The following is a 26,582-nucleotide window of genomic DNA, read 5'->3' as shown; positions in this document are numbered from 1 at the left end:
GGCGGACGAACTGCGATGCACGTGCTGAGCGTGGGCGCGGTGCTGTGCAGCGGAGCTTCGAGCGGATCGATCCGTACGTGGGGGGCGGAACACGCGCATCGGGAGTGCACCTGGAACCAATTTGCGGGACACACCCTCGGCGTTCCTTGATGCCCCCTAAGCGTTCAGGACACCATGAGCGTGGTTTTGGTTCTCCGCGGGCGCCAGAGGTGCCGCGCAGAACCCGCACCGGTCTCCGATGAGTTCGAGACCGCACCAGGTGCAGATCTCGCGTCTGACGGAGGAGACCAGCTGGTAGATGATCGAGATGTTCGGCAGGAACGCGGCGAATTCCACCAGTTTCGACGTGCCCCACCAGCGCGCGGAATCCGACGGCAGCGCCACCTCCTGCACTCCCTGCACCTGCCAGGCGGGCGCCAGCGTGCTGGTCACCCAGTCCGACTGGAGCTGGCCCTTGGCGACCGCGAGGTGGGTGCCGAACTCGGGGCCGGTGAGGTCCCCGCTGCCGACCTTGATCAGCTGCGGCGTCGGGTTGGCCAGGACCGCGAACTGCGAGCCCGGGACCCACGACTTGGCGTGCGCCTTGAGGCTGACCGGTACGCGGTCGAGGCGGGTGACCGAGTTCAGCAGGGCGCCGGCGTGGATGTAGTGCGAGAGCAGGCGGGCCGCCGAGGCGACGACGCCCGCGCTGAAGTCGCAGATCGACAGCTGCCGCAGCTGGCGCACCAGGACGGCGACGCCCAGGGGCGGCAGGTCGAGCTTCAGCAGGGCGATGCGGTCGCTCTCCAGTACCGCGCGGATGGTGTGCAGGCGTCGCTCGTGCGCAGCCGGGATGGACGCCGGGTACACCGCGACGACGTAGCCGTGCTGCTCGACCAGGACCTGCATGTCGGCCAGGGCAGCTTCCAGCGGCTGCTCGTCAGGATGCTGCAGCAGCGCGGCGGTCGGCGTTTGATGATCTTGTGGTGGCAGCACCAGCTCCGTACTGGTGACGGCAATGGCGGTCGGCACGCTGATTCCCCGTTCAGCTCCGGTCCACCGGGGATCCGGCGGCCGCAGTTCACTCATACTCTCCGTGCTCAGGTATCAGCACTTTATCCACCTCCTACGACACAGAGAACACCCGGCAGGTTCCGAGCGGGCAACCATCACAAGGCCTCTACGGGTCAATCCGGGCATAACGCCTGCTAGTTCACTGTTCTACCAACTTTCCCTTCCACCGCACAGCGGGCCCAATCCCCGGGCTGGGCCCTCAATGGGGCCCCAGGGCCCACGCGCACGCCCCCGCACGATCCGTACTCTCGGCTTCCGTTCGGAGAAATCTCGAGGAGGCCGCAGCCGTGCGGCAGAGTTCGGAGGGGGCGCGGTATGCGACGAAGGAGCCGAATACCGGCCGAGTCCAGATTGTGGCGCGACACACATATGTCGCGTGACACATGGGGTCGTTCGCTGAGGCCCGACGGCTCCCCGTACGACGACCGCGGCGCCTCGGCCCTGGACTACGTCGGCGCGACCGTCGTCGTCGTCGCCATCGTCGCCGCGCTGCTCGGCACCGGCACCGACTCCCGGCTCGCCGACAAGTTCCGCTGTCTGCTGTCCTTCAGCGGCGCCCCCTGCGGCTCCGGTACCGGCGACGAGGCCTCCGCCCCCAAGACCGACGCCGACTACGAGCCCCCGCTCTGCCAGATCTCGGCCATCAGCGACAAGGCCGGCTCCAAGGCCAAGTTCCTGTTCTGGGAGTTCGGCAAGGAGTACGGCTTCCAGGAGCAGCACTTCCAGTCGAAGACCGACCTGAACAAGGACGGCAAGGTCGACGACAAGGACAAGATGGTCATGATGACCTTCACCGACGCCGCGTCGATCGCCGCCAAGAAGGAGTTCAAGCCGGGCCTCAAGGTCGGCAAGCTCGGCGCCGACACGCTGGAGCTCGGCGCCGGTGTGAAGGTCACCAACGGCGACACCTGGGTGTTCGAGAGCGAGGATGAGGCCAAGCGCTTCCGCGACGACATCGAGAAGCTGCAGATGTACGAGATGCGGCGCACCATGCCCGGAGGCGCCGAGGCCAGCATGGGCGACAGCATCCTGTACCTCTTCGGGACCGGCCCCCTCAAGGAGGAGGAGGAGACCCGGGAGCGGATCGAGCGCGACCTCGGCAAGAACCGCAACATCACGTACGGCAAGCTCGGCGCCGAGGGCTCCGCCTCCGGCGGTCTCAAGCTCTCGGCTGGCGACGACAAGAAGCTCAGCGCCACGCTCGGCGGCAACGTCAAGATCGCGCCCGAGGTCACCTGGACCGACAACAACTACAAGGGCACCAAGGCCTACACGTACTCCATGGCCATCGAGTACGGCACGAAGGTCGGGTACGAGGCGGGTCCGCTGAACGGCGAGCACTCCGCCCAGACCTCCCAGACCGGCACGATCACGGTCACCAAGGACAAGAAGACCGGCGAGATCGTCCGGATCGACATGACGCGCACCGTCGAGAAGAACGCGACGAAGGACGGCGTCAAGGGCAAGGGCGACAACGGCAAGAAGGACGACGACAAGCGCGGCGGCAGCGGCGGGATCAAGGGATCGGACTCCGAGACCGGCATCGATGTCGTCACGAATTCGATCGTGATCCCCAAGGGCGACCAGGGCGCCGCCGACCGCAAGACCGTCGAGGACTGGCTGGCCGGCAACAACGAATTGGGCACCGCCTGGGGCTACATGTTCGACGACAACGCGCCCACCACGCGTCCGGGCAATGACGACCCGTTCGGTCAGCTCATGTTCGACAAGGGAATGTCCAGCAAGACGAAGTACACCGGAAAGACCGACGCCGCGGAATACGGCTTCGATCTGAACCTCGGACTCAGCCTCGGATTCTCGATCTCGACGGAGCGAAAGGAAGAAACGCTCAACGACGCGGAATTCCTGGGCGCTCCCCAGGGTGGATCGCGGTCCTATGTCCCGTACAGCTACTGTGCGAACTGATCCGGACAACGGGAGCAGGAGTACGGTCATGAAGATCTTCCAGCGCGCGGCGGCCCTCGGGGTGGGCGCCGTCGTCGCCCTCGCCCTGACGGGCTGCGGCGGAGGCGACGACAAGAGCACGACGACGGCGGCGGTCCCCGAGGGCTGGTCCGAGCTGACCACGAAGGGCGTGGACGTCGCGTACCCGCCGGCCTTCAAGCCGCAGGGCGACGCGGAGCGGAGCAAGTACAACGCCGCCGCGGCCACCCTGACCGAGGGCGACCGGACGGTGGGCATCATCACCGTCCAGCTGAACTTCACCACCGCCCACGACGCGGAGCAGGCCGCCATCGCCGCCGAGGCGGGCGTCCAGCTCGGCTCGAAGATCGAGGGCACGAAGAAGGTGGAGATCGCCGGCACCGACGACGCGCAGCGGATCGACTTCGCCTTCGTCTCCGACGGGGACAAGGGCCAGCCCGTCAAGGGCGCCCGGATCCATGGCACGATCGTCACCGGCCTCGACTCGAAGGACAAGACCTTCGCCGTCCGCATCGACGCCCAGAAGGGCAAGCTGTCGGACGCCGACCTGGCGAAGATCGTCGAATCGATCGAGGTCCACTGACATGGACGTCCCCGGCGGCAACCTGCTGTTCTTCGGCTTCATGGCCGTGCTGTTCGGTGTGTTCGCGGCGTCGTACGGGCGCCGGCTGCTCACCGTGCTGCGCACCCTCCGCCGGGGCGTCCGTACGACGGGCACGTGCAGCAGGGTCGAGTACCCGGACCGGGACTCGGACGCCAAGGACCACTACTTCGTGTTCCGCACCGCCGACGGCCGCGAGGTGGAGTTCAAGGATCTCGCCGGCTGGACCATGAGCAAGGGCACGCAGGTCACGGTCGCGTACGACCCGGCCGACCCGGAGCGCACCGCGACCATCGCGAGCCGGGACAACTGGGCGCCGGTACGGCTCGGGCTCGTCGTGGTGACGGGCTGCGGGCTGGCGTGCCTGCTCTTCCTGGTCCTGCTGTTCCACGAGCTCACCGGCTGACCCGTACGCGCCTCCGGCACCACCCCCGCACCACCTGCACTCCCCGCACCACCCGCACCACCGGTCTCGGCGGACCCCACGCCGCGGGGACCGGACCCCCTGCCCCCAACGCCCCCGTTCCCCCCACTCGGATCCCAGGGATTTCCCATGTCGTACTCCCGCAACTACGGCTCGCCGGCCCCGGCCGACACCGGACGGCCCATATTCGCCCTGCTCAAGTCCTGGGCGGCCGGTCTGATCGTGCTGCTCCTGACCTCCTACCTCCAGACCGCCTACTTCTACGGCGCCCTGGCCACGCCCGAGCGCCTCGAGTCGTTCGCCGACGTGCTGTGGCTGGTGCACCTGCCCAACGCGGTCTGCATCGCGCTCGCCGTCTGGGTCTCGGCCCGCGTCCACGCGGAGCCGCACCGCGAGTCGACCGTGCAGCACATGAGCGCCGCGTTCGTGGTGCCGGTCGCCGCGCAGCTGGTCGGGTTCGCCGTGACCGCCGGGCTGCCGTGGCGGAATCTCGGCGTGCTGAGCGTGATCATGTCGATCGCCGTCCTCGTCGTCGGCTGCGTCGCCGGGTACGCGGCGGAACGGCTGCGTGAGCAGGACTGACGCTCCCTTTCCCCGCCGGAGGGCCCCCGCTGATGCGGGGGCCTTCGGCGTTCCCGGGGCACCAGAGGTCTTGACAACTCAATTGGTCTGGACCAGATTTCACCCGCGGTGGCCACCATCCGTACGACCCCCCGTACAACGCCGTACGCCCTCCACCTCCCAACTCCCCACTGGAGGCAGCAAGTGGACCGCACCACACGCGCTCGCGGGCGCCGCCTGCTCGGCGCCTCGCTCGCGCTCGCCGTCGGGTCCGGACTCGTCCTGATCGGTACGGCCGGCACCGCGCAGGCGGCCGACGTGAACGTCGCCAAGAACGCCGGCTTCGAGTCCGGCCTGACCAACTGGAGCTGCTCCGCGGGCTCCGGCGCCGTCGTCTCCTCCCCCGTCCGCACCGGAGCCGGTGCGCTGAAGGCCACCCCGGCCGGCCTGGACAACGCCAAGTGCGCCCAGACCGTGGCCGTGAAGCCCAACTCGACGTACACGCTGAGCGCCTGGGTGCAGGGCGGGTACGCCTACCTCGGCGCGTCCGGGACCGGCACCACCGACGTCTCCACGTGGACGCCCGACTCGCCGTCCTGGAAGCAGCTGACGACCACCTTCACCACCGGCGCGTCCACCACCTCCGTGCAGGTGTACACGCACGGCTGGTACGGCACCGCCGCCTACCACGTCGACGACGTCAGCGTGTTCGGGCCGGACGGGGGCGGCGGCACCGACCCCGACCCGGTCGTCCCGGCCACCCCGGCCGGCCTCGCGGCCGGCACGCCGACCTCCTCCTCCGTCCCGCTGAGCTGGAACGCGGTCTCCGGCGCGACCGGCTACAAGGTCTACAAGGACGGCGCCCTCGCCCAGACCGTCTCCGGCACCTCGGCGACGGTGAGCGGCCTCGCGGCCGACACCGCGTACCAGTTCCAGGTCTCCGCGACGAACTCCGCGGGCGAGTCGGCCAAGTCGACGGCGATCAGCGCCCGTACGGCCAAGACCTCGACCCCGGGGCCCGGGCCGGCCGTGCCCAAGCACGCGCTGACCGGTTACTGGCAGAACTTCAACAACGGCGCGACGGTGCAGAAGCTGCGCGACGTGCAGTCCCAGTACGACATCATCGCCGTCTCGTTCGCGGACTCCACCACCACGCCGGGCCAGATCGTCTTCAACCTCGACCCGGCCGTCGGCTACTCCTCCGTCGCCGACTTCAAGGCGGACGTCGCGGCCAAGAAGGCGGCCGGCAAGTCTGTGATCATCTCGGTGGGCGGCGAGAAGGGCAACGTCACGATCAACAGCGACGCCTCCGCGACCGCCTTCGCGAACAGCGCCTACGCCCTGATGCAGGAGTACGGCTTCAACGGCGTCGACATCGATCTCGAGCACGGCATCAACTCCACCTACCTGACCAAGGCGCTGCGCCAGCTGTCCGCCAAGGCCGGCTCGTCGATGGTGCTGACGATGGCCCCGCAGACCATCGACATGCAGAGCACCGGCACCGAGTACTTCAAGACGGCGCTCGCGGTGAAGGACATCCTCACCGTGGTCAACATGCAGTACTACAACAGCGGTTCGATGCTGGGCTGCGACGGCAAGGTGTACAGCCAGGGCTCGGTGGACTTCCTCACCGCGCTCGCCTGCATCCAGCTCCAGGGCGGCCTCGACGCCTCCCAGGTCGGCCTCGGCGTGCCCGCCTCCACGCGGGGCGCGGGCAGCGGGTACGTCGACCCGCAGATCGTGAAGAACGCGCTCGACTGCCTGGCCCGCGGCACCGGCTGCGGCAGCTTCAAGCCGTCGCAGACGTACCCGGGCATCCGGGGCGCCATGACCTGGTCGACGAACTGGGACGCGACGGCCGGCAACGCCTGGTCGAACGCGGTGGGTCCGCACGTCCACAACCTGCCGTAGTCCGGGAGGGCGTACGGCGTCCCCCGTGCGCCCTCCCCCGCCCCGCACACCACCCATGTGACCGCAGCGCCGCCGCTCCCCCGGCGGCGCTGCCGTGTGTAGTGGTGATTGTCCGAACCCCGTCTTGACCGGAGCATGTCACCGCTCGGAGGATGGCACGACACCCCGCACCACAGCGCATCAGTCTGCTTGTCGCACACCCCCACACTCCCCACCCAGGAGACAGCATGCGACTTCGAACCCGCGGCAGAAGGACCGCCACCCTCGCGGCCCTGGTGGCGTTCGCCCTCGCCGCGCCCCTCTCCGCAGGAGCCGGCCAGGCCGGCGCCGACGCGGAACCGACCGCCGCCGCCGAAGAGGTCATCCGGCAGTACGAGATCCACGGCCCGTCCACCGCGGCCGAGCGCACCGCGCTCACCGCGACCGGCGTCTCCGTCGACGAGGCCGACGACCACTCCGTCGTCGTCAGCGCCAACGCCGCCCAGCTGCGCAAGCTGCGCGCGCTCGGCCACAAGCCGGTGGCCCTGCCGGCCCCGCCCGACCGCTCCCTGGCCGGCCAGGCCGTCAAGCCGCTCGACTTCCCCTCCGCGGACGCGAAGTACCACAACTACGCGGAGATGAACGCCGAGATCGACCAGCGGCTCGCGCAGTACCCCACCCTCATGAAGAAGCAGGTCATCGGCAAGTCGTACCAGGGCCGGGACCTCGTCGCGATCAAGATCAGCGACAACGTGGCCACGGACGAGGCCGAGCCCGAGATCCTCTTCACCCACCACCAGCACGCCCGCGAGCACCTCACCGTCGAGATGGCGCTCTACCTGCTGCGCGAACTCGGCGCGGGCTACGGCAAGGACACCAGAATCACCAACGCCGTCAACGGCCGCGAGATCTGGATCGTGCCCGACCTCAACCCCGACGGCGGCGAGTACGACATCGCCTCCGGCTCGTACCGCAGCTGGCGCAAGAACCGGCAGCCCAACGCCGGCTCCTCGTACGTCGGCACCGACATGAACCGCAACTGGGACTTCAAGTGGGGCTGCTGCGGCGGCTCCTCGGGCTCCAAGAGCTCCGAGACCTACCGCGGCGCGGCGGCCGAGTCCGCGCCCGAGGTGAAGGTCGTCGCCGACTTCGTCCGCTCCCGCGTGGTGGGCGGCAAGCAGCAGATCAAGGCCGGCATCGACTTCCACACGTACAGCGAGCTGGTGCTCTGGCCGTTCGGCTACACCAACGCGGACACCGCCCCGGGCATGACCCAGGACGACCGCGACGCCTTCGCCGCCGTCGGCCGCAAGATGGCGACCAGCAACGGCTACACCCCCGAGCAGTCCAGCGACCTGTACATCACCGACGGCTCCATCGACGACTGGCTGTGGGGCAACCAGAAGATCTTCGGGTACACCTTCGAGATGTACCCGGCGTCCTCCTGGAACGGCGGCTTCTACCCGCCCGACGAGGTCATCGAACGGGAAACCAGCCGCAACCGCGACGCGGTGCTCCAACTGATCGAGAACGCGGACTGTATGTACCGCTCCATCGGCAAGGAGGCGCAGTACTGCGCCTGACGCCGTACGACGCCCTGACCGTTCTCAGCCGAGGACGGCCAGGGCGTCGATCTCGATCAGGAGCCCCTTCGGGAGTCCGACGTACACCGTCGTGCGGGCCGCGGCGGGGGCCTTGAGGTGCTGCTCCTCGAAGTACGCGTTGTAGATCTCGTTCATCTCGGCGAAGTGGTCCACGTCCGTGAGGTAGACGCGCATCATCATCACGTCGTCCCAGCCCGCGCCGCCCTCCTCCAGGACCGCCTTGACGTTGGCGAAGGTCTGCAGGGTCTGCTCGCGCAAGGAGGGCCCCGCGACCTCCGGCGCCCGGCCCTCGACGGCCGGCAGGAATCCGACCTGGCCGGCGACCTGGAGGATGTCGCCCTTCCGCACGCCGTGCGAGAACCTCGCCGGCGGCGCGGTGTGCGTGGACGGGGTGATCGCGATCTTCTCGGTCATGCGGTGGCTTCCTTCGGAGGGGTGGTGCCGGAGTAGTCCCGGCTGATGGCGTCCGCGGTGCGGCGCACCAGCGGAAGCAGGGCGAGGAGTTCCTCGGCCGTGACCACGACATTGGGCGCGGACACCGACATGGCGGCCACGACCCGGCCGTCCGCGCCGCGGATGGGCGCGCCGACGCAGTTGATGGACTCCTCGTGACCGCCGAGGTCGGTGGCCCAGCCCTGTTCGCGTACGGTCGCCAGCTCCGCGAGGAACGCGGCGGCGTTCGGCGTCGACCGGGGCGTGTACGGGGGGTAGTCGAGCTTCGCGGCGAGCGTCCGCCGCTCCGGCTCGGGCAGGTCGGCGAGCAGCAGCTTGGCCACCGCGGCGACGGTGATCGCGACGGGCTTGCCGATGCGCGAGTACATACGCACGGGGTAGCGGCTCTCGACCTTGTCGATGTACAGCACCTCGCCCTCCTCGTACACCGCGAGGTGGACGGTGTGCCCGATCTGCTCGTTGAGCGCGGCGAGATGAGGGTGGGCGATCTCGCGCACGTCGAGGTTCTCCACGGCCTCCTGCGCCAGCGCGAACAGCCGCGCACCCAGCCGGTACCGCTGGTCCTCCTGGCGGTACACGAGCCCGTGCTCGTGCAGCGTGCGCAGCAGACGCAGCGCGGTCGACTTGTGCACCCCCAGCCGCTCGGCGACCTGCCCGAGGTCGGCGGGGCCCTGGGCGAGCAGCGGCAGGATGCTGAGCGCGCGGTCGACGGTCTGGCTCATGACGTACGTACCTCCAGGTCCTCCCCCGTCCAGCCGGGGCCCAGTCGAAGTCTCCCCCAGGCGTCGTCGGACAGGGCGACGAGCCGGTCGGCGTGGGCGCGGGAGGGGGGTGCGGCCAGGTCGTGGGGGGTGGTGAGGGCGGCGGCGGCCATGAGGTGGCCGTGGCGGATTCTTTCGGCGACGGTCAGCCCGCGCAGGGTTCCGGAGAGGAACCCGGCGGCGAAGGCGTCGCCGGCACCGACGGGGGCGACGACGGTGACGTGGGGGGCGGGTGCGGCGGTGACGGTGTCGGGCGCCGGGGCGGGGACGGTGGTGCGGGCGGCAGAGCCCGGTGCGGGGCCGCTGCGCTGGGCTTCACCCCACGCGGCCCCTTCCCGACGGGCTGAGTCGCGCTCGTACGCCACCGCTCCCCGCCCTCCCCGCTTCACCACCAGCACACCCGGCTCCGGGAGCGCCTCCCGGATCGCGTCCGCTCCCCTCAACCCCCACGCCTCCTCCGCCTCGTCCTCCCCCACGAACACCACATCCGCCGCCCGCGCCAACTCCAGGAGCACCGCCGCTCGGCCGCCCCGCCACAGGCCCGCGCGGTAGTTCACGTCGAAGGAGACCAGCGGGCGACCCGGCCGGGGAGCGACCAGCTGGTGCATCAGCGCACCGCAGCCGTCCGACAGAGCCGCGGTAATGCCGGACACATGCAGCATCCGCCCGCCCTCCACCACACCCCACGGCACCGTCTCCGGCGACATCGCGGAGGCGGCCGAGCCGGCGCGGTAGTAGAGGACCTCATGCCCGCCGTCCGCACGATCCGTGGCCGCGCGGAAGTAGACGCCGGTCTGCCGGTCCGGGTCCCGGGCGACGGCCGTCGTGTCGACACCCCACCCGCCGATGGCCTCGACCAGATGGTCGCCGAAGGCGTCCGCGCCGACCCGCCCCACCCACTTCACCCGGTGTCCGGCCGCCGCCAGTGCGCACGCGACGTTGGACTCGGCGCCGCCGATCGTCCGGGCGAACGCGGACACGTCGGCGAGACGCCCCGGAGTCGTGGGTACGAAGGTGACCATGGACTCGCCCACGCAGACGACGTCGACGCCCGATGCACCGGTCACCCTCGGACTCCTCGTCGGTCATGCGGATCCGGTTCCATTGACCCGGCATCGGCTCGGATGTTAGACACCACGAAGCGACACACGCAACGATCGTTGCACATAATGCAACACACAAGGAGGCGCCCATGCACGCCGACGAGCGCGTCGACCACCGCTTCAAGGCCCTGCCGCCGGACGCCCAGGGCCTGACCCTCGACGAGCTGGCCGCGGAGCGCCGCAACCTGTTCACCGGCGGGTTCACCACGCCCGTCCTCGCCCTTTCCGCCGAGCGCCTGGAGCACAACCTCCGCCTCCTGGAGGAGTACACGCGCCGCCACGATCTGGCCTTCGCACCCCACGGCAAGACCTCGATGTCCCCGCAGCTCTTCGAGCGCCAGCTGGAGCACGGCGCCTGGGGCATCACGGCCGCCGTCCCGCACCAGGCGCGCGTCTACCGGGCCTTCGGCATCCAGCGGATCTTCCTGGCGAACGAGGTCGTGGACGCCGCGGCCCTGCGCTGGATCGCCCGCGAACTCGCCGAGGACCCCGACTTCCGCTTCCTCTGCTACGTCGACTCCGTCCGCGGCGTCGAGCTGATGGACGAGGCCCTGAGCGGCACGCCGCGCCCGGTCGACGTGGTCGTCGAGCTGGGGGCCGGCGACGGCGCCCGTACCGGCGCGCGCACCGAGGAGGACTGCCGGGCGATCGCCGACGCGGTCGCCGCCGTCGACACCCTGCGCCTCGTCGGCGTCGCCGGCTACGAGGGCGAGGTCCCGCAGGCCACCCCCGAGCGCGTCCGCGCCTGGCTGGACCGACTCATCGGACTCGCCGTCGACTTCGACAAAGCAGGCCGCTTCTCCGACGAGATCGTGATCAGCGCCGGCGGCAGCGCCTGGTTCGACGTCGTCGCCGAGACGTTCGCCCGAATCCCCGAACTCAGCCACCCCACGCTCAAGCTGATGCGCTCGGGCGCGTACGTCTCGCACGACGACATCCACTACCGCTCGCTCACCCCGTTCAACCGGATCCCCGAAGAGGGCGCACTGCAGCCCGCGTTCCGCCTCTGGTCCCAGGTGATCTCCCGCCCGACGCCCGAGCAGGCGTTCACCAACGCGGGCAAGCGGGACGCCCCGTACGACCTCCACCTCCCGGTGGCACAGATCGTCCGCACCCCGAGCGGCGCGTTCCACGAGGCGACCGGCATCACGGTCACCGCCCTCTCCGACCAGCATGCCTGGCTCGCCACCGACGCCACCGCAGAGCTCCGGGTCGGCGACTGGGTCGGCATGGGCCTCTCCCACCCGTGCACCACCTTCGACAAGTGGCAGCTGATCCCGGTCGTCGAGGCCGACGGCACCGTTGTGGAGTTCATCCGCACGTATTTCTAGGAGACCCGTGATCGATCTCGTCATCCAGGACGTCGAGGTCGTCGACGGCAGCGGCGCGGACTCGTACCGCGCCGATGTCGCGGTCGACGACGGCCGCATCGTCTCGATCGTCAAGGAGGCCGCGGCGGCGGGCTGTCAGCGGCCCACCGGCATGCGCATGCTCGACGCCGAGGGCCTGGCCCTCGCCCCCGGCTTCATCGACATGCACGCCCACAGCGACCTCGCCCTGCTCCGCGACCCGGACCACAGCGCCAAGCTCGCGCAGGGCGTCACCCTCGAAGTCCTCGGCCAGGACGGCCTGTCGTACGCGCCCGTCGACGACCGCACCCTCGACGAGGTCCGCAAGGCGATCACCGGCTGGAACGGCGACGGCTCCGACCTCGACCTCGACTGGCGCACCGTGGGCGAGTACCTGGACCGCCTGGACCGCGGCATCGCGGTGAACGCCGCGTACCTGATCCCCCAGGGCACGGTCCGCATGTACGCAATGGGCTGGGAGAACAGAACAGCGACACCCGGCGAACTCCTCCGCATGAGACAACTCGTCGCCGAGGGCATGGAACAGGGCGCGGTCGGCATGTCGTCCGGCCTCACCTACACCCCCGGGATGTACGCCCCCGACGCCGAACTCACGGAGCTCTGCCGCGTCGTCGCCCGGTACGACGGCTACTACTGCCCGCACCACCGCTCGTACGGGGCCGGGGCCCTGGAGGCGTACGCGGAGATGGTCGCCCTCACGCGCGACGCCGGCTGCGCGCTGCACCTGGCCCACGCCACGATGAACTTCGACGTGAACAAGGACCGGGCCCCGGAACTCCTCGCCCTCCTCGACAACGCGCTCGACGCCGGCGCGGACATCACCCTCGACACCTACCCGTACACCCCCGGCAGCACGACCCTCGCCGCGATGCTGCCGAGCTGGGCCCACGAGGGCGGCCCGGAGACCCTTCTGGCCCGCCTCCGGGACGACACAACGGCAGAACGCATCCGTGAGCACCTCGAACGGGGCTCCGACGGCTGCCACGGCGTACCGATCGACTGGAACACGATCGAGATCGCCGGCGTGGCCACCCCCGCCCTGTCACCCCACATCGGCCGTCGACTCCCCGACTGGCCCACGGCCCGCCGCCTCCTCCTGGACGACCGTCTGGGCACCACGATCCTGCACCACGTGGGCCACGAGGAGAACGTCCGCGCGATCATGCGGCACCGGGTGCACACCGGGGGCTCGGACGGCATCCTCCAGGGCGCGAAGCCGCACCCGAGGGCGTACGGCACGTTCCCGGAGTACCTGGGCCGGTACGTCCGCGAGGAGGGCGTCCTCACGCTCGAGGAGTGCGTCGCCCACCTCACCTCCCGCCCCGCGGCCCGCCTCCGCCTCCGGGACCGGGGCCTGGTCCGGGAGGGCTACCGGGCGGACCTGGTCCTGTTCGACCCGCTGACAGTCGCGGCAGGCTCCACGTACGAGACCCCCCGGGTTCTGCCCACGGGCATCCCGCACGTCCTGATCGACGGCAGGTTCGCCCTGGAGGACGGCCGGAGAACCGACGTCCTGGCGGGCAGATCGATCAGACGCACGGCGGGATAGCCGGACACGAACGGGAGCGGGGGACGTGGAGGGGGTGGTGTTCGGGACGTAGAGCGTGATTTGTGGCGCAGGAGAAACGCTCAGAACTGAAGCGACCCGAACGCGCCGTCAATCATGCAGTCCCGAACACCACCCCCTCCACGGCCCACGCGTCAGGCGGAGGCGCTGGTCAGCGAACCGTCCGCGGTCCGCACCCGTTCGACCCCAGCAGAACGAAGGCCCACGACACCAGCCATGGCCACCACCCCCGCCAGCACGAAGCCGTACCAAGGCGTGTGCCCCGTGGGCGCGGTCTCGTAGACGAGCGCAGCGGACAGAACCGCCGCCACACGCCGCGCACGCGAGTCCCCCGCGCAAGCCGCCGCCACGGCCGCCGTCCCCCACAGGAAGTACCACGGCTGAACCATCGGCGAGAGCGCCACCAACGCCAGCAGGGAGACACCGAGCCCCCGCACCGGATCCAGCCTCCCCTGCCACACGCGCCACGCCAGCCACGCGATGACGGCCGCCGCCACCGCCAGACCCACCCGCTGCACCGCCGTCTTCACCCCGTCGTCGCCGACGAGAAGCCCCAGCCCGAGCCCCACGTCGCTCGTGACGGACAGCGCCGTATGGATCGTCCCCGCGACCCCCTGCGTCCGCAGCCACCCGAACCCGGTCCCGGCCACCACGGAAGCCCCGGCCGCCACAGCAACCGCAACCGCTCCCGGCCCCAGCACCCCCCGCACCACCCCACCCCGCCGCGCGACCAGTACCGCCACGAACAGCAGCGCCACCGCCGCCGGCGACTTGACCATGATCGCGAGCCCCACGAGCGCACTGCCGAGCACCCACCGCCCCCGTACGGCGAGCAGCACCCCGCCCAGCATGAGCGCGATCATCAGCCCGTCGTTGTGCATCCCGCCCACGACGTGGATCAGCAGCAGCGGATTGAGCGCGGCCAGCCACAGCGCGCGCGGCCCGCCGCCGAGCCCCCGTACCGCCCACACGATCAGCGCGACCGCGCCGAGCGCGACGAGCCGCATGCCGAGTACGGCCGGCACGACCGTCCCGCCGGTCACCCCCACCACCGCCTCGGCGAGGAGCAGGAAGGCGGGCCCGTACGGCGCGGGCGTGTCCGTCCAGTGGCCGCCCACGCTGTCGGCGGCGTCCGCGCCGAGGTCGCCGGGGCCCAGCACGGAGGGCCCGACGGCGTACACGTCGTGACCCTCCAGGACCATCGCGCCCTGCGCGATGTAGCTGTACACGTCCGCGCTGTACAGCGGCGGCGCGAGGACCAGCGGCGCGGCCCACCACGCGAGCGTGACGAGCACCCGGTCGCGCACCCCACGGGCGAGCAGCACGCCGTACCGCCACCAGGCCGCGACGAGCAGCGTGAGCCCGAGATACGTGAGAAGGGCACCCGCAAGCGTCAGCGAGGAGCCCCGCGGCTCCCACAGCCCCCAAGGGTCACGGACCGGCAGCGCGCCCGCCGCGAGCCCGCCCACGGCGATGCCGAGCGACCCGGCCGCACCGAGCCACCGGCAGCCGGAGGCGCTCGCCACCCCATCGCGCACGGACGCCGACACTCCCATGACAGGTCAACCTACCGGGGCCGCTTGGTCACCCCATGGCCCTTGCCCGGCCTCCCGGGCCCGTCCCCGTCCCCGGTGGACGCGGTGCTCTGTACGGGCGCGGGCGCCGACGGCGACGCGCTGGCCTTCGGAGCGGAGGCGGAGGGCGCCGCGGACGGCCGCCCCGAGGGGGACGACGACGAGGACGAGGGCGACGACGAGGACTCGGCCGCGCCGCTGCTCACTCCCCCGCCGATCAGCTCCGGCGCCTCCCGCCGCTGCTGATCGGACTCCGGACGCGCGGGCCCGCCGGAGGAGCCACCGCCGAACAGCGCGGCGAGGCCGCCGACCGCGAGGCCGAGGAACGCCACGACCGCGCCGACGGGGGCCCAGGCCGGTATCCGGCCGCGCTTTCGATGCCTGGACGCACACATGTGCGCAGATCGTAACGGTCGTGCGCGGGGCCCGTGCACGCCCGCCCCCGCCTGCCTGTCCGCCCCGCCCGCCTCGCCCGACGTGTCCCAAAACACGGAGCGTCCCGCCCACCGCCGCCGTAAGCTCTCGTCATGCAGGTGATCCAGTCCACGAAGCTCGCCAACGTCTGTTACGAAATCCGCGGCCCGGTGCTCGAGGAGGCGATGCGGCTGGAGGCTGCCGGTCATCGGATCCTCAAGCTGAACACCGGCAACCCGGCCGCCTTCGGTTTCGAGTGCCCGCCGGCGATCCTCGAGGACGTGCTCCGCAATCTGGCGGACGCGCACGGCTACGGCGACGCGAAGGGCCTGCTGTCCGCGCGCCGCGCGATCATGAGCCACTACGAGACGAAGGGCATTCCGCTCTCCGTCGAGGACATCTACCTCGGCAACGGTGTCTCCGAGCTGATCCAGATGGCGATGCAGGCGCTGCTCGACGACGGCGACGAGGTACTCGTCCCGGCGCCGGACTATCCGCTGTGGACGGCGTCGGTGTCGCTGGCCGGCGGCACGGCGGTGCACTACCGGTGCGACGAGCAGGCCGACTGGATGCCGGACCTCGCCGACATCGAGCGGAAGATCACCGACCGCACGAAGGCGCTGGTGATCATCAACCCGAACAACCCGACCGGCGCGGTCTACGACGACGAGATGCTGCGGGGACTGACGGAGATCGCCCGCCGGCACAACCTGATCGTCTGCTCGGACGAGATCTACGACAAGATCCTCTACGACGGCGCGACGCACACCCCGACGGCCGCGCTCGCCCCGGACCTGCTCGTCCTCACCTTCAACGGGATGAGCAAGAACTACCGGGTGGCCGGTTTCCGCTCCGGCTGGATGGCGGTCTGCGGCCCGAAGGCGCACGCGGAGTCGTACATCGAGGGGCTGACGATCCTCGCCAACATGCGCCTGTGCGCGAACATGCCGGCGCAGCACGCGGTGGCGGCGGCGTTGCAGGGGCGGCAGTCGATCGAGGACCTGGTGCTGCCGGGCGGGCGCCTGCTGGAGCAGCGGAACACGGCGTACGAGCTGCTGACCCAGATCCCGGGCGTGACCTGCGTGAAGCCGAAGGGCGCGCTGTATCTGTTCCCGCGGCTCGACCCGAACGTCTACAAGATCAAGGACGACCGGCAGATGGTCCTGGACCTGCTGCGGGCCGAGAAGATCATGGTGGTGCACGGCACGGGCTTCAACTGGCACGAGCCGGACCACTTCCGCATCGTCACGCTGCCGAACACGACGGACCTGGCGGACGCGGTGACACGGATCGGGCGCTTCCTGGACGGCTACAGCCAGCCATAGTCCGACCACACTCCGGACTTCACTCAACTTTAGACCGAATCCAAGGTAGGATGCCTCCAGAGCTATCGCCCAGGAGGCCGTCCCCATGTACGAACCGATCCGCACCAAGTCGGTCCACCGGATGGCCGACGACGCCCAGGACTCCTTCCCGCACCGCTCCCGCGAGGAGGAGCTGGACATCCAGCTGGCCGGCCACCTCGCCGCGCTGCTCGCGGTCACCGACGAGCTCGGCGACGCACCGGCCGGCGAGCTGATCGCCCAGCAGATCGCCCGGCTCCGCGGCGCGCCCCCGGCCCGGCACGCCGGACTGTCCGGCGCGGACGCCGCCGCACTGCACCGCCGCGCGCACGCCCTCGCGGGCCGCGCCCTGGTCGTCGCGGCCTCCCGCGCCGACACCGCCGCCGCGATCCTCGCCGCCGAGCGCATGGACGCCCACAGCGCGGCCCTCGCCGACCACGACCTGGTCGGCGCCCCCTGACGGCCCCGGTCCGCGCGCCGGGGAGGCGGCGCGGACCGGGCGCCACCCACCCCTGACGCGACACCGCCGGCCCCGCACCGAACGGCATCGACACGCCCGTACCGAAATCCCCCACTCCGGTTCGGTACCGCGATACCAGCTTCACCTCGCGTCCACCCAACTCCCCCTGGAATGTGGGTTTCCGCGAGCAGATTGCCCCCGTGAGACGCATCGTGGGAATCATCCTGGCGGTGCTGCTGATCGGCGGTGTGGCAGCAGCCGTCGTCGCAGGCCGCGACACAGGAGACGGCACGGCAACGAAGACCGTGCGTGGAGTGATCGGGTCGGAGAAGGCGGAGTTCTTCGACGACCCCGACGTGGTGAAGGCCCTGGCCGCCAAGGGCTACACCGTGACGACGGAGACCTCCGGGTCCTGGGACATGGAGCAACTGACCCTCACGGGTTACGACTTCGCGTTCCCGTCGTCCAAGGCGCCCGCCGACACCCTCAAGGCCAAGTCGAAGGTGACCGGCGCTCCGCAGCGCCCGTTCTACTCGCCGCTCGTCGTCGTCGCGCACCGCGGCGCCGCCGAGGTGCTGGCGGGCAACGGGCTCGCGACGCTGAGCGGGCCGGCCGGCGGCACGCTGAAGATGGACGCGTACCTCGCCGCCGTCCGCGCCGACCGGACCTGGCAGCAGCTCAAGGGCGCGGAGAAGCACAGCGAGTTGAGCGGCACGCTGTTCGTCACCTCGACCGACCCCGTCGCCTCGAACTCCGGCGCGCTGTACCTCGCCGCCGCGAGTTACGTCGCCGACGGCGGGAAGGTCGCCGGCGACACCGCGGCCGTGGACCGCACCGCGCCGCTGCTGCGCAAGCTCACCCAGGTGCAGGGCGCCCAACAGGCCGGATCGGACGCGCCGTTCCGCGACTTCATCAGCGGCGTCGGCAACCCGCTGGTCCTGGTGTACGAGTCCCAGGTCGCCTCCCAGCTGCTGGCGAGGCAGGACCTCGGGGACCTGGTGCTGCTCTACCCGGACACCACGGTGAGCAGCGACCACACCGTCGTACCGATCACCGAGAACGGCCGGGCGTTGGGCGAACTCCTCGCCACCGACCCGGAGTTGCGCAAGCTCGCGGTCCGGCACGGCTTCCGCCCGCAGGGCGCCGCCGCCGAGTTCACCGCCGCCACCGCGGCCCACAAGGACCGCATCAACCAGACGCTCACCGGAGTCCGCCAGGCGCCCGTGCCCACCAGCGAGGTGCTGCACGAGATGGCGCGGCGGGCCCGTTCCTGAGGAAGACCAGGGGGACACACGCATGACCGCAGGCCCGCACGGACCGCTTCTGACCCCGCCCGGCGACGAGCCGCCGCTCGTCCTGACCCCGCCCGAGCCGGTCGCCCCGGTCCGCGCCGAGCAGGCGTCCGGGCTCGTCCCGCTCGATGCCTCGGTGCGCACCGAGATGACGCGGCGTGCCTCCGAGTACGTCGGCTCGCTCGCCGGCATCGACCCGCGCTCGCCCGAGTTCGCCGGTCGCATCGGCGAGATCACCGGCCTCGGCGCGGGCGACATCCGCAGCGCCGCCCAGCAGACCAACCGGATGCTGGACCGCACCGTCCACTCGCTGTCCGACGGCGGCGGCGACGCCTCGACCCGCGTCGGCTCGTCGCTGGTCGAGCTGCGCCGCACCATCGACGACCTCGACCCGCGCGACACCCCCGCGAAGGGGGCCCGCAAGCTCCTCGCGAAGCTGCCGGGCGGCAACAAGGTCCGCGACCACATTGCCAAGTACGCCTCCTCGCAGACCACCCTCAACCGGATCGTGACGACGCTCCGCGGCGGCCAGGACGAACTGCGCCGGGACAACGCCGCGTTGCAGACGGAGCGGGCACGGCTGTGGGAGACCATGGGCAAGCTCCAGGAGTACGCGGTGCTCACCGAGGCCCTGGACGCCGCCGTCGAGGCGCACATCACCGCCACCCCGGACCCGTCCGCGGCCGACGCGCTCCGCGCCGACGTGCTCTTCCCCGTCCGCCAGAAGCACCAGGACCTGCTGACCCAGCTCGCGGTCTGCGCCCAGGGCTATCTCGCGATGGACGTGGTCCGGCGCAACAACGACGAGCTGATCAAGGGCGTCGACCGGGCGGCGACGACCACGGTGTCCGCGCTGCGCATCGCGGTCATGCTCTCCTCCGCGCTGGAGAACCAGCGCAAGGTCACCGAGCAGATCAACGCACTGACGGCGACCACGGACCAGCTGATCCGCACCAACTCGGAGGTGATCGCCGGCCAGTCCGTCGAGATCCAGCGGATCGCGGCCGACCCGGCGGTGGCCGCGGACACCCTGCGCACCGCGTTCCAGCAGATCTACCGCACCCTCGACGCCATCGACACGTACAAGGTCCAGGCGACCGAGGCGATGGCCTCGACCGTGCAGTCCCTCACGTCCGAACTCCAGGCCGCGAGCACGTACTTGGAACGCACCCGCCGCACCGGCGCACTGGAGGGCGGACTCGGATGAGACGTACCCGTACGGGCCGGGCCCTCCGCCGCACCGGCGCCCTGCTCGCCGCCGCTCTCCTCCTCGCCGGCACCGCGGCCTGCGGGACCGACGGCGACGACGGCGAGGGCGAGGACCACACCTACAGGTCGGGCACTCTGCGTGTCCTCGCGTCCTCCGAACTGGCCGACATGAAGCCGGTCCTGGACGCCGCCGAGAAGGCCACCGGCGTGGCCGTGCGCCCCACCTACGCGGGCACCCTCGACGCCGTCGAGCAGGTGGCCTCCGGGAAGGCGGACGCCGCGTACGACGCCGTCTGGCTGTCGTCCAACGACTATCTGCGGCTGCGCCCCGAGGCGGGGAAGCGGATCACCGCAGAGACGCCGGTCATGACCTCGCCGGTCGCCCTGGGCCTGCGGCCCGAGGCGGTCGCCCGGCTCGGCTGGGACCCGGCGAAGGTCACCTGGGCGCAGGTCCACCGGGCCGTCGCCGACGGCAGGCTGGGCTACGGCATGACCGACCCGGTCCGCTCCAACTCCGGCTTCTCCGCACTGGTCTCGATCGCCTCCGGTCTGTCCGGCGCGCAGTCCGCGCTCACCGACGCGGACGTGGCGCGGGCGACGCCCCGGCTGAAGGAGTTCTTCGCCGGGCAGAAGCTGACGTCCGGCTCGTCCGGCTGGCTGGCCACCGCCTACGCCCGCCGCTCCGACGTGGACGCGCTGGTGAACTACGAGTCGGTGCTGCTCTCCCAGCCGCAGCGGCTGACGGTGGTCCGCCCCAGCGACGGCGTCGTCACCGCCGACTACCCGTTCACCACCCTGACGGCGGCCCGCCCCGAGGCCAAGGACGCCGCCCGCCGCCTCACCTCGTACCTGCGCGGTGCGGAGGCCCAGCGGCTGATCACCGAGAAGACGCTGCGCCGCCCGGTCGTCCCCGGAGTGAAGCCGGCGAAGGCGATCGCCGCCGACGCCCGCCGCGAACTGCCCTTCCCCGGCAGCCGGTCGGTGGCCGACGGGCTGCTCGACGCGTACGAGAACCGGCTGCGCCGCCCCTCGCGCACGGTGTACGTGCTCGACACCTCCGGCTCCATGTCGGGCGAGCGCCTGGAGCGGCTGAAGAAGTCGCTGACCGAGCTGACGGAGGACTTCCGGGACCGGGAGGAGGTCACGCTGCTGCCGTTCGGCTCGTCGGTGAAGCGGGACCAGGTCCGTACCCACAGGGTCGACCCGAAGGCCCCGGAGAAGGCGCTCGACGCGATCCGCGCCGACGCGGGCCGGCTGTCCGCCTCCGGCGAGACCGCGATCTACAGCAGTCTGCAGGAGGCGTACGAGGTCCTCGGCAAGGGCGACACCGGCTCCGCCTTCACCTCGATCGTGCTGATGACGGACGGCGAGAACACCGCGGGGGTCCCGGCCTCCGGCTTCGAGGACTTCTACGGGAAGCTCCCGGCGGACCGCCGCAGCACCCCGGTCTTCCCGATCCTGTTCGGCGACTCGGACCGCGCCGAGCTGGAACGCATCGCGAACCTCACCGGCGGCCGGCTGTTCGACGCCACGACCGGTTCGCTCGACGGCGCCTTCGAGGAGATCCGTGGCTACCAGTGACCGCCCCCACCCGGTGCTCCGCTACCTGGAGTCCCGCAAGAACCTGGCCGGATCCGCCGCGGGCCTGGCCGGTCTGGTGCTGACCTTCACCGGCCTGGCCGGCGCGTACTGGCCGGCGGTCGTCGCCGGGCTGTACGGCGCGGCCGCGCTGATCGCCCCGCCGGAGCGTCCGCCGGTGCCGCCCTTCCCGGACCCGGAGGAGGAACTGGGCCTGCTGCGGGAGAACTTCGGGACCCTGCGGACGTATCTCGCGGAGGTCGACCTGCCGCCGGCGGCGGCGGGCCGGCTGACCGAGCTGAACACGGTGCTGGAGGCGCTGCTCGACGAGCGCTGGGTCGCGGACGTGCTCAGGCAGGACCCGGAGGCGATGCACACCCTGTCCCGGACGGTCCGCCAGGACATCCCGGACGCGGTGGACGCCTTCGTCCGTACCCGCTGGTGGAACCGGGTGGCGCCGGGCGCGGAGCCGCCGGAGCGGCACCTGGAGCGCCAGCTGAACGCGCTGCACCAGAGGATGACGTCGATCGCGAGCGACATGCGGGACATAGAGTCCCGCCGTCAGCAGGCCCACACGATCTTCACGGAAGAGGACCGCTAGAACGGGCGCGGACAGAAGGGTCGCGGACGTGCTGCGGCCCCCGGAAGCACGGTGAGGGTGGCTTCCGGGGGCCGTTGCGTCGTGGCGGGCCGTCGTGACCCCACTGGTCAGGGCGGTGTTTCGGGGCAACCCGCCACGAGTCTCGGTGCGGGGACTAGCCCAGGCGCTCCACGAGGGCGCGGTACTCGTCCCACAGCTCCTTCGGCGTGTGGTCGCCGAAGGTGTTGAGGTGCTCGGGGACCAGGGCGGCCTCCTCGCGCCAGACCTCCTTGTCGACGGTGAGCAGGAAGTCCAGGTCCGCGTCGGCCAGGTCCAGGCCGTCGGTGTCCAGGGCCGCCTTCGTCGGCAGGATGCCGATGGGGGTCTCGACGCCCTCGGCCTTGCCGTCCAGACGCTCGACGATCCACTTGAGGACGCGGCTGTTCTCGCCGAAGCCGGGCCAGACGAACTTGCCGGCCTCGTTCTTGCGGAACCAGTTCACGTAGTAGATCTTCGGGAGCTTGGCGGCGTCCGCGGACGCGCCGACCTTGACCCAGTGCGCCATGTAGTCGCCCATGTTGTAGCCGCAGAACGGCAGCATGGCGAACGGGTCGCGGCGCAGCTCGCCGACCTTGCCCTCGGCGGCGGCGGTCTTCTCGGAGGCGACGTTCGCGCCGAGGAAGACGCCGTGGTTCCAGTCGAAGGACTCGGTGACCAGCGGCACAGCGGAGGCGCGGCGGCCGCCGAAGAGGATCGCGGAGATCGGGACGCCCTTGGGGTCCTCCCACTCGGGCGCGATGATCGGGCACTGGCCGGCCGGGACGGTGAAGCGGGCGTTGGGGTGGGCGGCCGGGGTCTCCGACTCCGGCGTCCAGTCGTTGCCCTTCCAGTCCGTCAGGTGCGCGGGCGCCTCTTCGGTCATGCCCTCCCACCACACGTCGCCGTCGTCGGTGAGCGCGACGTTGGTGAAGACGGAGTTGCCCCACATGGTCTTCATGGCGTTGGCGTTGGTGTGCTCGCCGGTGCCGGGCGCGACGCCGAAGAAGCCGGCCTCGGGGTTGATCGCGTAGAGGCGGCCGTCCTCGCCGAAGCGCATCCAGGCGATGTCGTCGCCGATGGTCTCCACGGTCCAGCCGGGGATCGTCGGCTCGAGCATGGCGAGGTTGGTCTTGCCGCAGGCCGACGGGAAGGCGGCGGCGACGTACTTCGACTCGCCCTGCGGCGGGGTGAGCTTGAGGATCAGCATGTGCTCGGCGAGCCAGCCCTCGTCACGCGCCATGACGGAGGCGATGCGCAGCGCGTAGCACTTCTTGCCGAGCAGGGCGTTGCCGCCGTAGCCGGAGCCGTACGACCAGATCTCGCGGGTCTCCGGGAAGTGCGAGATGTACTTGGTGGAGTTGCAGGGCCACGGCACGTCGGCCTCGCCCTCGGCGAGCGGGGCGCCCAGGGTGTGCACGGCCTTGACGAAGAAGCCGTCGGTGCCGAGCTCGTCGAGGACGGCCTGTCCCATGCGGGTCATGGTGCGCATGGAGACGGCGACGTACGCGGAGTCGGTGATCTCGACGCCGATGGCGGAGAGCGGGGAGCCGACGGGACCCATGCAGAAGGGCACGACGTACATGGTGCGGCCCTTCATCGAGCCGCGGAAGATGCCCTCCTGGCCCGCGAAGATCTCCTTCATCTCCGCCGGGGCCTTCCAGTGGTTGGTCGGGCCGGCGTCCTCCTCCTTCTCGGAGCAGATGAAGGTGCGGTCCTCGACGCGCGCCACGTCGGTGGGGTCGGAGGCCGCGTAGTAGGAGTTCGGGCGCTTGACCGGGTCGAGCTTCTTGAACGTTCCCTTGGCGACGAGCTCCTCGCACAGGCGCTCGTACTCGGCCTCGGATCCGTCGCACCAGACGACGGCGTCCGGCTGCGTGATCTCGGCGATCTCGTTCACCCAGGCCACAAGCTCTTTGTGCTGGGTGGGGACGGTGGTGGGAGCCGCGTTCTCGCGCGCCACGATTGCTCCTTGATGAGGGGTTTTCAGATGTATGCCCCGTGGGGGCTTCGACCCGGATGCGTCGTAGCTGCTCATCCGGTGCCGACCGCACTCATTTGATCGTAACCGACCCCCGTGCCCATATGTCCAGAGGGCCGCCCACGTGAGCATGGCCACTCCGGCCGTGGACCTACGCGCGCGTAGGTAGCATTCGGGCCATGACTGCAGCCGTGCCGGAGGAGACCCAGATGGAGCAGGCCCCGCCGGTGCCGCTGACACCGACGGCCCCGACGCCGGTACCGCTGAAGCCACGGCTGCGCGGCTGGCTGCACGCCGGCATGTTCCCCGCCGTGATCGTCGCCGGTCTGACGCTGGTGGCGCTCTCGGACTCGCCCCGGGCCCGGATCGCCTGCGGGATCTACGTCCTCACCGCCTGCCTGCTGTTCGGCATCAGCGCGCTGTACCACCGGGGCAACTGGGGCCCGCGCGGCGAGGCCGTGCTCCGCCGCCTCGACCACGCCAACATCTTCCTGATCATCGCGGGCACCTACACCCCGCTGACCCTGCTGCTGCTCCCGGACTCCACCGGCCGCCCCCTCATGTGGGCCGTCTGGGCGGCCGCCGCGGCCGGCATCGCCTTCCGGGTCTTCTGGGTCGGCGCCCCGCGCTGGCTGTACACGCCCTGCTACATCGCCATGGGCTGGGCCGCCGTCTTCTTCCTGCCCGACTTCATGCGGGCCGGCGGCATCGCCGTCCTCGTCCTGGTCATCGTCGGCGGCGTGCTCTACAGCGCCGGCGGCGTCATCTACGGGATGAAGCGCCCCAACCCCTCGCCGCGCTGGTTCGGCTTCCACGAGGTCTTCCACTCCTTCACCCTCGCCGCCTTCGTCGTCCACTACGTCGGCATCTCGCTGGTGGCCTACCAGCACGCCTGATGAGCTCCACCGACGACGAGGCGCCCCGGCTCACCCTGCGCGAGCGCAAGAAGCTGAGGACCCGGGCCGCGATCCGCCGCGCCGCGTACCGGCTGGTCGGCGCCCGGCCCTGGGAGACGATCACCACCGAGCAGCTCGCCGCCGCGGCCGACGTCTCCCCCAGCACCGTCACCCGCTACTTCCCGGTCAAGGAGGACATCCTCCTCACCGACGACGCCGACGAGCTCCTGGAGGCCCGGCTGCTCGCCCGGCCCGCCGGAGAGGACCCGCTGGACTCCCTGCGCGCCGTGGTCACCGACGCCGTGAGCGCGGCCCTGGCCGAGCAGCGGGAGCAGGTCCTGCTGCGGGCCCGGCTGCTCGTCGAACTCCCCGCCGTACGGGCCCGGCTCACCGAGACCACCGCGGAGACCGCGCAGCGGCTGGCCGGCGTCCTCGCCCGGCGCACCGGCCGGGACGCCGACGACCTGGAGGTACGGGTCTTCACCGCGGCCGTGCTCGCCGCGCTGCGCGAGGCCACCGTGTACTGGGCCGAACAGGGCCACGACCCCGAGGCGCTGGTCCCGCTGCTCGGCCGCACCGTCGACGCGCTCAGGGGCGGCCCGGCGCTGCGGGCGCGCCCCTGACCCGGGTCGACCGGTCCGCCGGCCCGTCCGTCAGCTCGTCCAGAAGTCCCACCAGCGGGTGAGGATCAGCATCCCGATGATCCCCAGGTGCAGCAGCGGCAGGGCGAAGGTGAACTCGGCGCAGAAGCCGCGCAGTCCCGCCGGCGCGGGCAGCACGCCCGTGCGCACGTTGTGCGAGGTCACGTACCAGAACATGACGATCGTCGCGGTCCAGGCGAGACAGCACCACAGGCAGAGCGCGTTGATCTCGTACAGCGACTGGTGCATCAGCCAGGTGCAGAAGCCGACGCCGAACAACGTGCCCGCGTTCAACCCCAGCCAGAACCAGGGGCGGTAGCGGGCCCCGGCCAGCAGCGCGGCCCCGATCGCCACCACCATCCCGTACGTGACGAGCCCCAGCATCGGGTTCGGGAAGCCGAACACCGACGCCTGCTCGCTCTTCATGATGCTGCCGCAGGACACCACCGGGTTGAGGCTGCAGCCCGGCTTGAAGCCCGGGTCCTCCAGGAGGTGGAACTTGTCGAGCGTGATGACCCAGCCGGCGAGCCCGCCCGCCGCGCCGGTCACGACCAGCAGCCACCCGAGCGCCCGGCTCGCGCCGATCCGCCCGTCGCCGGTCTCCGTCTCCCGGGACCTGTCCAGCCGGTGCCGCTGACCCGGCACCCCGTCCCGTACACCTGTCCCGGCCATCGGATCAGCCCTGGATGCGGCGCACCGGCAGCATCATGTGGGCCGCGCTGCGGACCACCTCGCCGTCGGCGACGAAGGTCTTCAGCCGCGCCTCGGTCACGGTCTCCCCCGGCACCGCCTCGGGCCACGGCTTCGTCGGGACGATCAGGTACACCTGCTCGCCCTCCTTCGCGGCCGCCTCCCACTCCGCCGGCACGGGGCACTGCACCTTCATGAAGGGCAGCGTCAGCACGGCCTGGCGGGCCTCGACGAGCAGGTGCGCACCGGGCTGCCGGGTGCCGTCGGCGACCTCGCCGCCGATCTGCAGCCCCATGCCCTCCAGGGCGGCCCGCATCGCGGCCTCGCCGGCCTCGGGGCCGTCACGGCCGTCGCCGAGGGAATACACCATCAGAAAGGGCGTGATGGAGGCGTTCTCGTGCGGACCGATGGTCCAGGGAATGACGGTGAGCGTTCCCAGCGGATTGGCGCTGCGCGCCCGGGAAATCGCGTTCGGTGAGGTCATGACGCCGGATGCTAGTGGCCCGCCGGGGAATGCCCGAGCCGGTGTCACCCGTCCGGCAGACATTCACCCGACC

Annotated in this window: 25 protein-coding genes; 17 read left to right on the top strand and 8 right to left on the bottom strand. The window is 71.0% G+C overall.

All coding sequences use genetic code 11. The annotated features are described in order from the left end of the window. Positions 1 to 156: 156 nt before the first annotated feature. Positions 157 to 1,011, bottom strand: a complete 855-nt coding sequence (locus tag ABZO31_RS21310; protein WP_406862827.1) for a hypothetical protein — start codon at positions 1,009 to 1,011, stop codon at positions 157 to 159. A gap of 411 nt (positions 1,012 to 1,422) precedes the next feature. Here ABZO31_RS21310 and ABZO31_RS21305 point away from each other — a divergent pair, with 411 nt between their 5' ends. The 6 genes from ABZO31_RS21305 to ABZO31_RS21280 all read left to right on the top strand — a co-directional run bounded on the left by ABZO31_RS21305 (position 1,423) and on the right by ABZO31_RS21280 (position 8,056). Next, on the top strand, positions 1,423 to 2,979 hold the full coding sequence (locus ABZO31_RS21305) for a hypothetical protein (RefSeq protein ID WP_406862826.1): 1,557 nt from the start codon (positions 1,423 to 1,425) through the stop codon (positions 2,977 to 2,979). A 28-nt stretch (positions 2,980 to 3,007) separates the two neighbouring features. Further along, complete coding sequence (locus tag ABZO31_RS21300) at positions 3,008 to 3,580, top strand: hypothetical protein (RefSeq protein ID WP_406862825.1); 573 nt, start codon at positions 3,008 to 3,010, stop codon at positions 3,578 to 3,580. 1 nt (position 3,581) lies between these two features. Beyond that, positions 3,582 to 4,004, top strand: a complete 423-nt coding sequence (locus tag ABZO31_RS21295; protein ID WP_406862824.1) for a DUF3592 domain-containing protein — start codon at positions 3,582 to 3,584, stop codon at positions 4,002 to 4,004. 147 nt (positions 4,005 to 4,151) lie between these two features. Further along, complete coding sequence (locus tag ABZO31_RS21290; protein ID WP_406862823.1) at positions 4,152 to 4,604, top strand: hypothetical protein; 453 nt, start codon at positions 4,152 to 4,154, stop codon at positions 4,602 to 4,604. A 183-nt stretch (positions 4,605 to 4,787) separates the two neighbouring features. After that, the gene (locus ABZO31_RS21285) at positions 4,788 to 6,494 is read left to right on the top strand and encodes a chitinase (RefSeq protein WP_406862822.1); all 1,707 of its coding nucleotides are present in this window, start codon (positions 4,788 to 4,790) and stop codon (positions 6,492 to 6,494) included. Positions 6,495 to 6,721: 227 nt separating this feature from the next. Continuing rightward, the gene (locus ABZO31_RS21280) at positions 6,722 to 8,056 is read left to right on the top strand and encodes a M14 family metallopeptidase (RefSeq protein WP_406862821.1); all 1,335 of its coding nucleotides are present in this window, start codon (positions 6,722 to 6,724) and stop codon (positions 8,054 to 8,056) included. Positions 8,057 to 8,080: 24 nt separating this feature from the next. On the opposite strand, the gene ABZO31_RS21275 is transcribed toward ABZO31_RS21280, so the two are convergent. From ABZO31_RS21275 to ABZO31_RS21265, 3 genes are read right to left on the bottom strand one after another with little or no spacing between them, the layout of a single operon-like run. After that, a complete protein-coding gene (locus tag ABZO31_RS21275) occupies positions 8,081 to 8,491 on the bottom strand; it encodes a RidA family protein (RefSeq protein ID WP_406862820.1) in 411 nt (136 codons plus the stop codon). Then, a complete protein-coding gene (locus ABZO31_RS21270; RefSeq protein ID WP_406862819.1) occupies positions 8,488 to 9,252 on the bottom strand; it encodes an IclR family transcriptional regulator in 765 nt (254 codons plus the stop codon). The genes ABZO31_RS21275 and ABZO31_RS21270 overlap by 4 nt, the downstream gene beginning before the upstream one ends. After that, positions 9,249 to 10,313, bottom strand: coding sequence for a sugar kinase (locus ABZO31_RS21265; protein ID WP_406865427.1), 1,065 nt, complete (start codon positions 10,311 to 10,313; stop codon positions 9,249 to 9,251). The genes ABZO31_RS21270 and ABZO31_RS21265 overlap by 4 nt, the downstream gene beginning before the upstream one ends. 170 nt (positions 10,314 to 10,483) lie before the next feature. On the opposite strand from ABZO31_RS21265, the gene ABZO31_RS21260 reads away from it, so the two are divergent. Beyond that, positions 10,484 to 11,725, top strand: coding sequence for an amino acid deaminase (locus ABZO31_RS21260; protein ID WP_406862818.1), 1,242 nt, complete (start codon positions 10,484 to 10,486; stop codon positions 11,723 to 11,725). 7 nt (positions 11,726 to 11,732) lie between these two features. Further along, positions 11,733 to 13,313, top strand: coding sequence for an N-acyl-D-amino-acid deacylase family protein (locus ABZO31_RS21255; RefSeq protein WP_406862817.1), 1,581 nt, complete (start codon positions 11,733 to 11,735; stop codon positions 13,311 to 13,313). Positions 13,314 to 13,465: 152 nt separating this feature from the next. On the opposite strand, the gene mptB is transcribed toward ABZO31_RS21255, so the two are convergent. Further along, positions 13,466 to 14,887 (bottom strand): polyprenol phosphomannose-dependent alpha 1,6 mannosyltransferase MptB, encoded by a 1,422-nt coding sequence (gene mptB / locus ABZO31_RS21250; protein ID WP_406862816.1) that lies wholly within the window; start codon positions 14,885 to 14,887, stop codon positions 13,466 to 13,468. 42 nt (positions 14,888 to 14,929) lie between these two features. Here mptB and ABZO31_RS21245 point away from each other — a divergent pair, with 42 nt between their 5' ends. From ABZO31_RS21245 to ABZO31_RS21215, 7 genes are all read left to right on the top strand, one after another. Then, a complete protein-coding gene (locus tag ABZO31_RS21245; RefSeq protein ID WP_406862815.1) occupies positions 14,930 to 15,151 on the top strand; it encodes a hypothetical protein in 222 nt (73 codons plus the stop codon). A gap of 281 nt (positions 15,152 to 15,432) precedes the next feature. Beyond that, the gene (locus ABZO31_RS21240; protein WP_406862814.1) at positions 15,433 to 16,644 is read left to right on the top strand and encodes a pyridoxal phosphate-dependent aminotransferase; all 1,212 of its coding nucleotides are present in this window, start codon (positions 15,433 to 15,435) and stop codon (positions 16,642 to 16,644) included. A gap of 85 nt (positions 16,645 to 16,729) precedes the next feature. Beyond that, positions 16,730 to 17,122, top strand: coding sequence for a hypothetical protein (locus ABZO31_RS21235; RefSeq protein ID WP_406862813.1), 393 nt, complete (start codon positions 16,730 to 16,732; stop codon positions 17,120 to 17,122). Between the two features lie 173 nt (positions 17,123 to 17,295). Continuing rightward, positions 17,296 to 18,396 (top strand): hypothetical protein, encoded by a 1,101-nt coding sequence (locus tag ABZO31_RS21230; RefSeq protein WP_406862812.1) that lies wholly within the window; start codon positions 17,296 to 17,298, stop codon positions 18,394 to 18,396. A gap of 22 nt (positions 18,397 to 18,418) precedes the next feature. Then, positions 18,419 to 19,621 (top strand): toxic anion resistance protein, encoded by a 1,203-nt coding sequence (locus tag ABZO31_RS21225; protein WP_406862811.1) that lies wholly within the window; start codon positions 18,419 to 18,421, stop codon positions 19,619 to 19,621. Further along, a complete protein-coding gene (locus ABZO31_RS21220; protein ID WP_406862810.1) occupies positions 19,618 to 21,204 on the top strand; it encodes a substrate-binding domain-containing protein in 1,587 nt (528 codons plus the stop codon). Before ABZO31_RS21225 ends, ABZO31_RS21220 begins: the two co-directional genes overlap by 4 nt. Next, positions 21,191 to 21,802 carry a hypothetical protein gene (locus ABZO31_RS21215; protein WP_406862809.1) on the top strand — a complete coding sequence of 204 codons (612 nt, stop codon included), beginning with the start codon at positions 21,191 to 21,193 and terminating at the stop codon, positions 21,800 to 21,802. Before ABZO31_RS21220 ends, ABZO31_RS21215 begins: the two co-directional genes overlap by 14 nt. Positions 21,803 to 21,956: 154 nt before the next feature. Here the strand turns inward: ABZO31_RS21215 and ABZO31_RS21210 are convergent, their stop codons facing one another. Continuing rightward, on the bottom strand, positions 21,957 to 23,780 hold the full coding sequence (locus ABZO31_RS21210; protein WP_406862808.1) for a phosphoenolpyruvate carboxykinase (GTP): 1,824 nt from the start codon (positions 23,778 to 23,780) through the stop codon (positions 21,957 to 21,959). A 227-nt stretch (positions 23,781 to 24,007) separates the two neighbouring features. Here ABZO31_RS21210 and trhA point away from each other — a divergent pair, with 227 nt between their 5' ends. Further along, positions 24,008 to 24,694: a PAQR family membrane homeostasis protein TrhA gene (gene trhA / locus ABZO31_RS21205; protein ID WP_406865426.1), complete on the top strand. Its 687-nt coding sequence runs from the start codon at positions 24,008 to 24,010 to the stop codon at positions 24,692 to 24,694. After that, the gene (locus ABZO31_RS21200; protein ID WP_406862807.1) at positions 24,694 to 25,317 is read left to right on the top strand and encodes a TetR family transcriptional regulator; all 624 of its coding nucleotides are present in this window, start codon (positions 24,694 to 24,696) and stop codon (positions 25,315 to 25,317) included. Before trhA ends, ABZO31_RS21200 begins: the two co-directional genes overlap by 1 nt. A gap of 30 nt (positions 25,318 to 25,347) precedes the next feature. Here ABZO31_RS21200 and ABZO31_RS21195 read toward each other — a convergent pair whose 3' ends face one another. Then, on the bottom strand, positions 25,348 to 26,007 hold the full coding sequence (locus ABZO31_RS21195) for a vitamin K epoxide reductase family protein (RefSeq protein ID WP_406862806.1): 660 nt from the start codon (positions 26,005 to 26,007) through the stop codon (positions 25,348 to 25,350). Between the two features lie 4 nt (positions 26,008 to 26,011). Further along, a complete protein-coding gene (locus tag ABZO31_RS21190; protein ID WP_406862805.1) occupies positions 26,012 to 26,509 on the bottom strand; it encodes a DUF5949 family protein in 498 nt (165 codons plus the stop codon). Between the last annotated feature and the right edge of the window lie 73 nt (positions 26,510 to 26,582).

The organism is Streptomyces solicamelliae, assembly GCF_045348655.1.
Taxonomy (GTDB): Bacteria; Actinomycetota; Actinomycetes; order Streptomycetales; family Streptomycetaceae; genus Streptomyces; species Streptomyces solicamelliae.
This window is presented reverse-complemented; position numbering and strand designations above follow the sequence as displayed.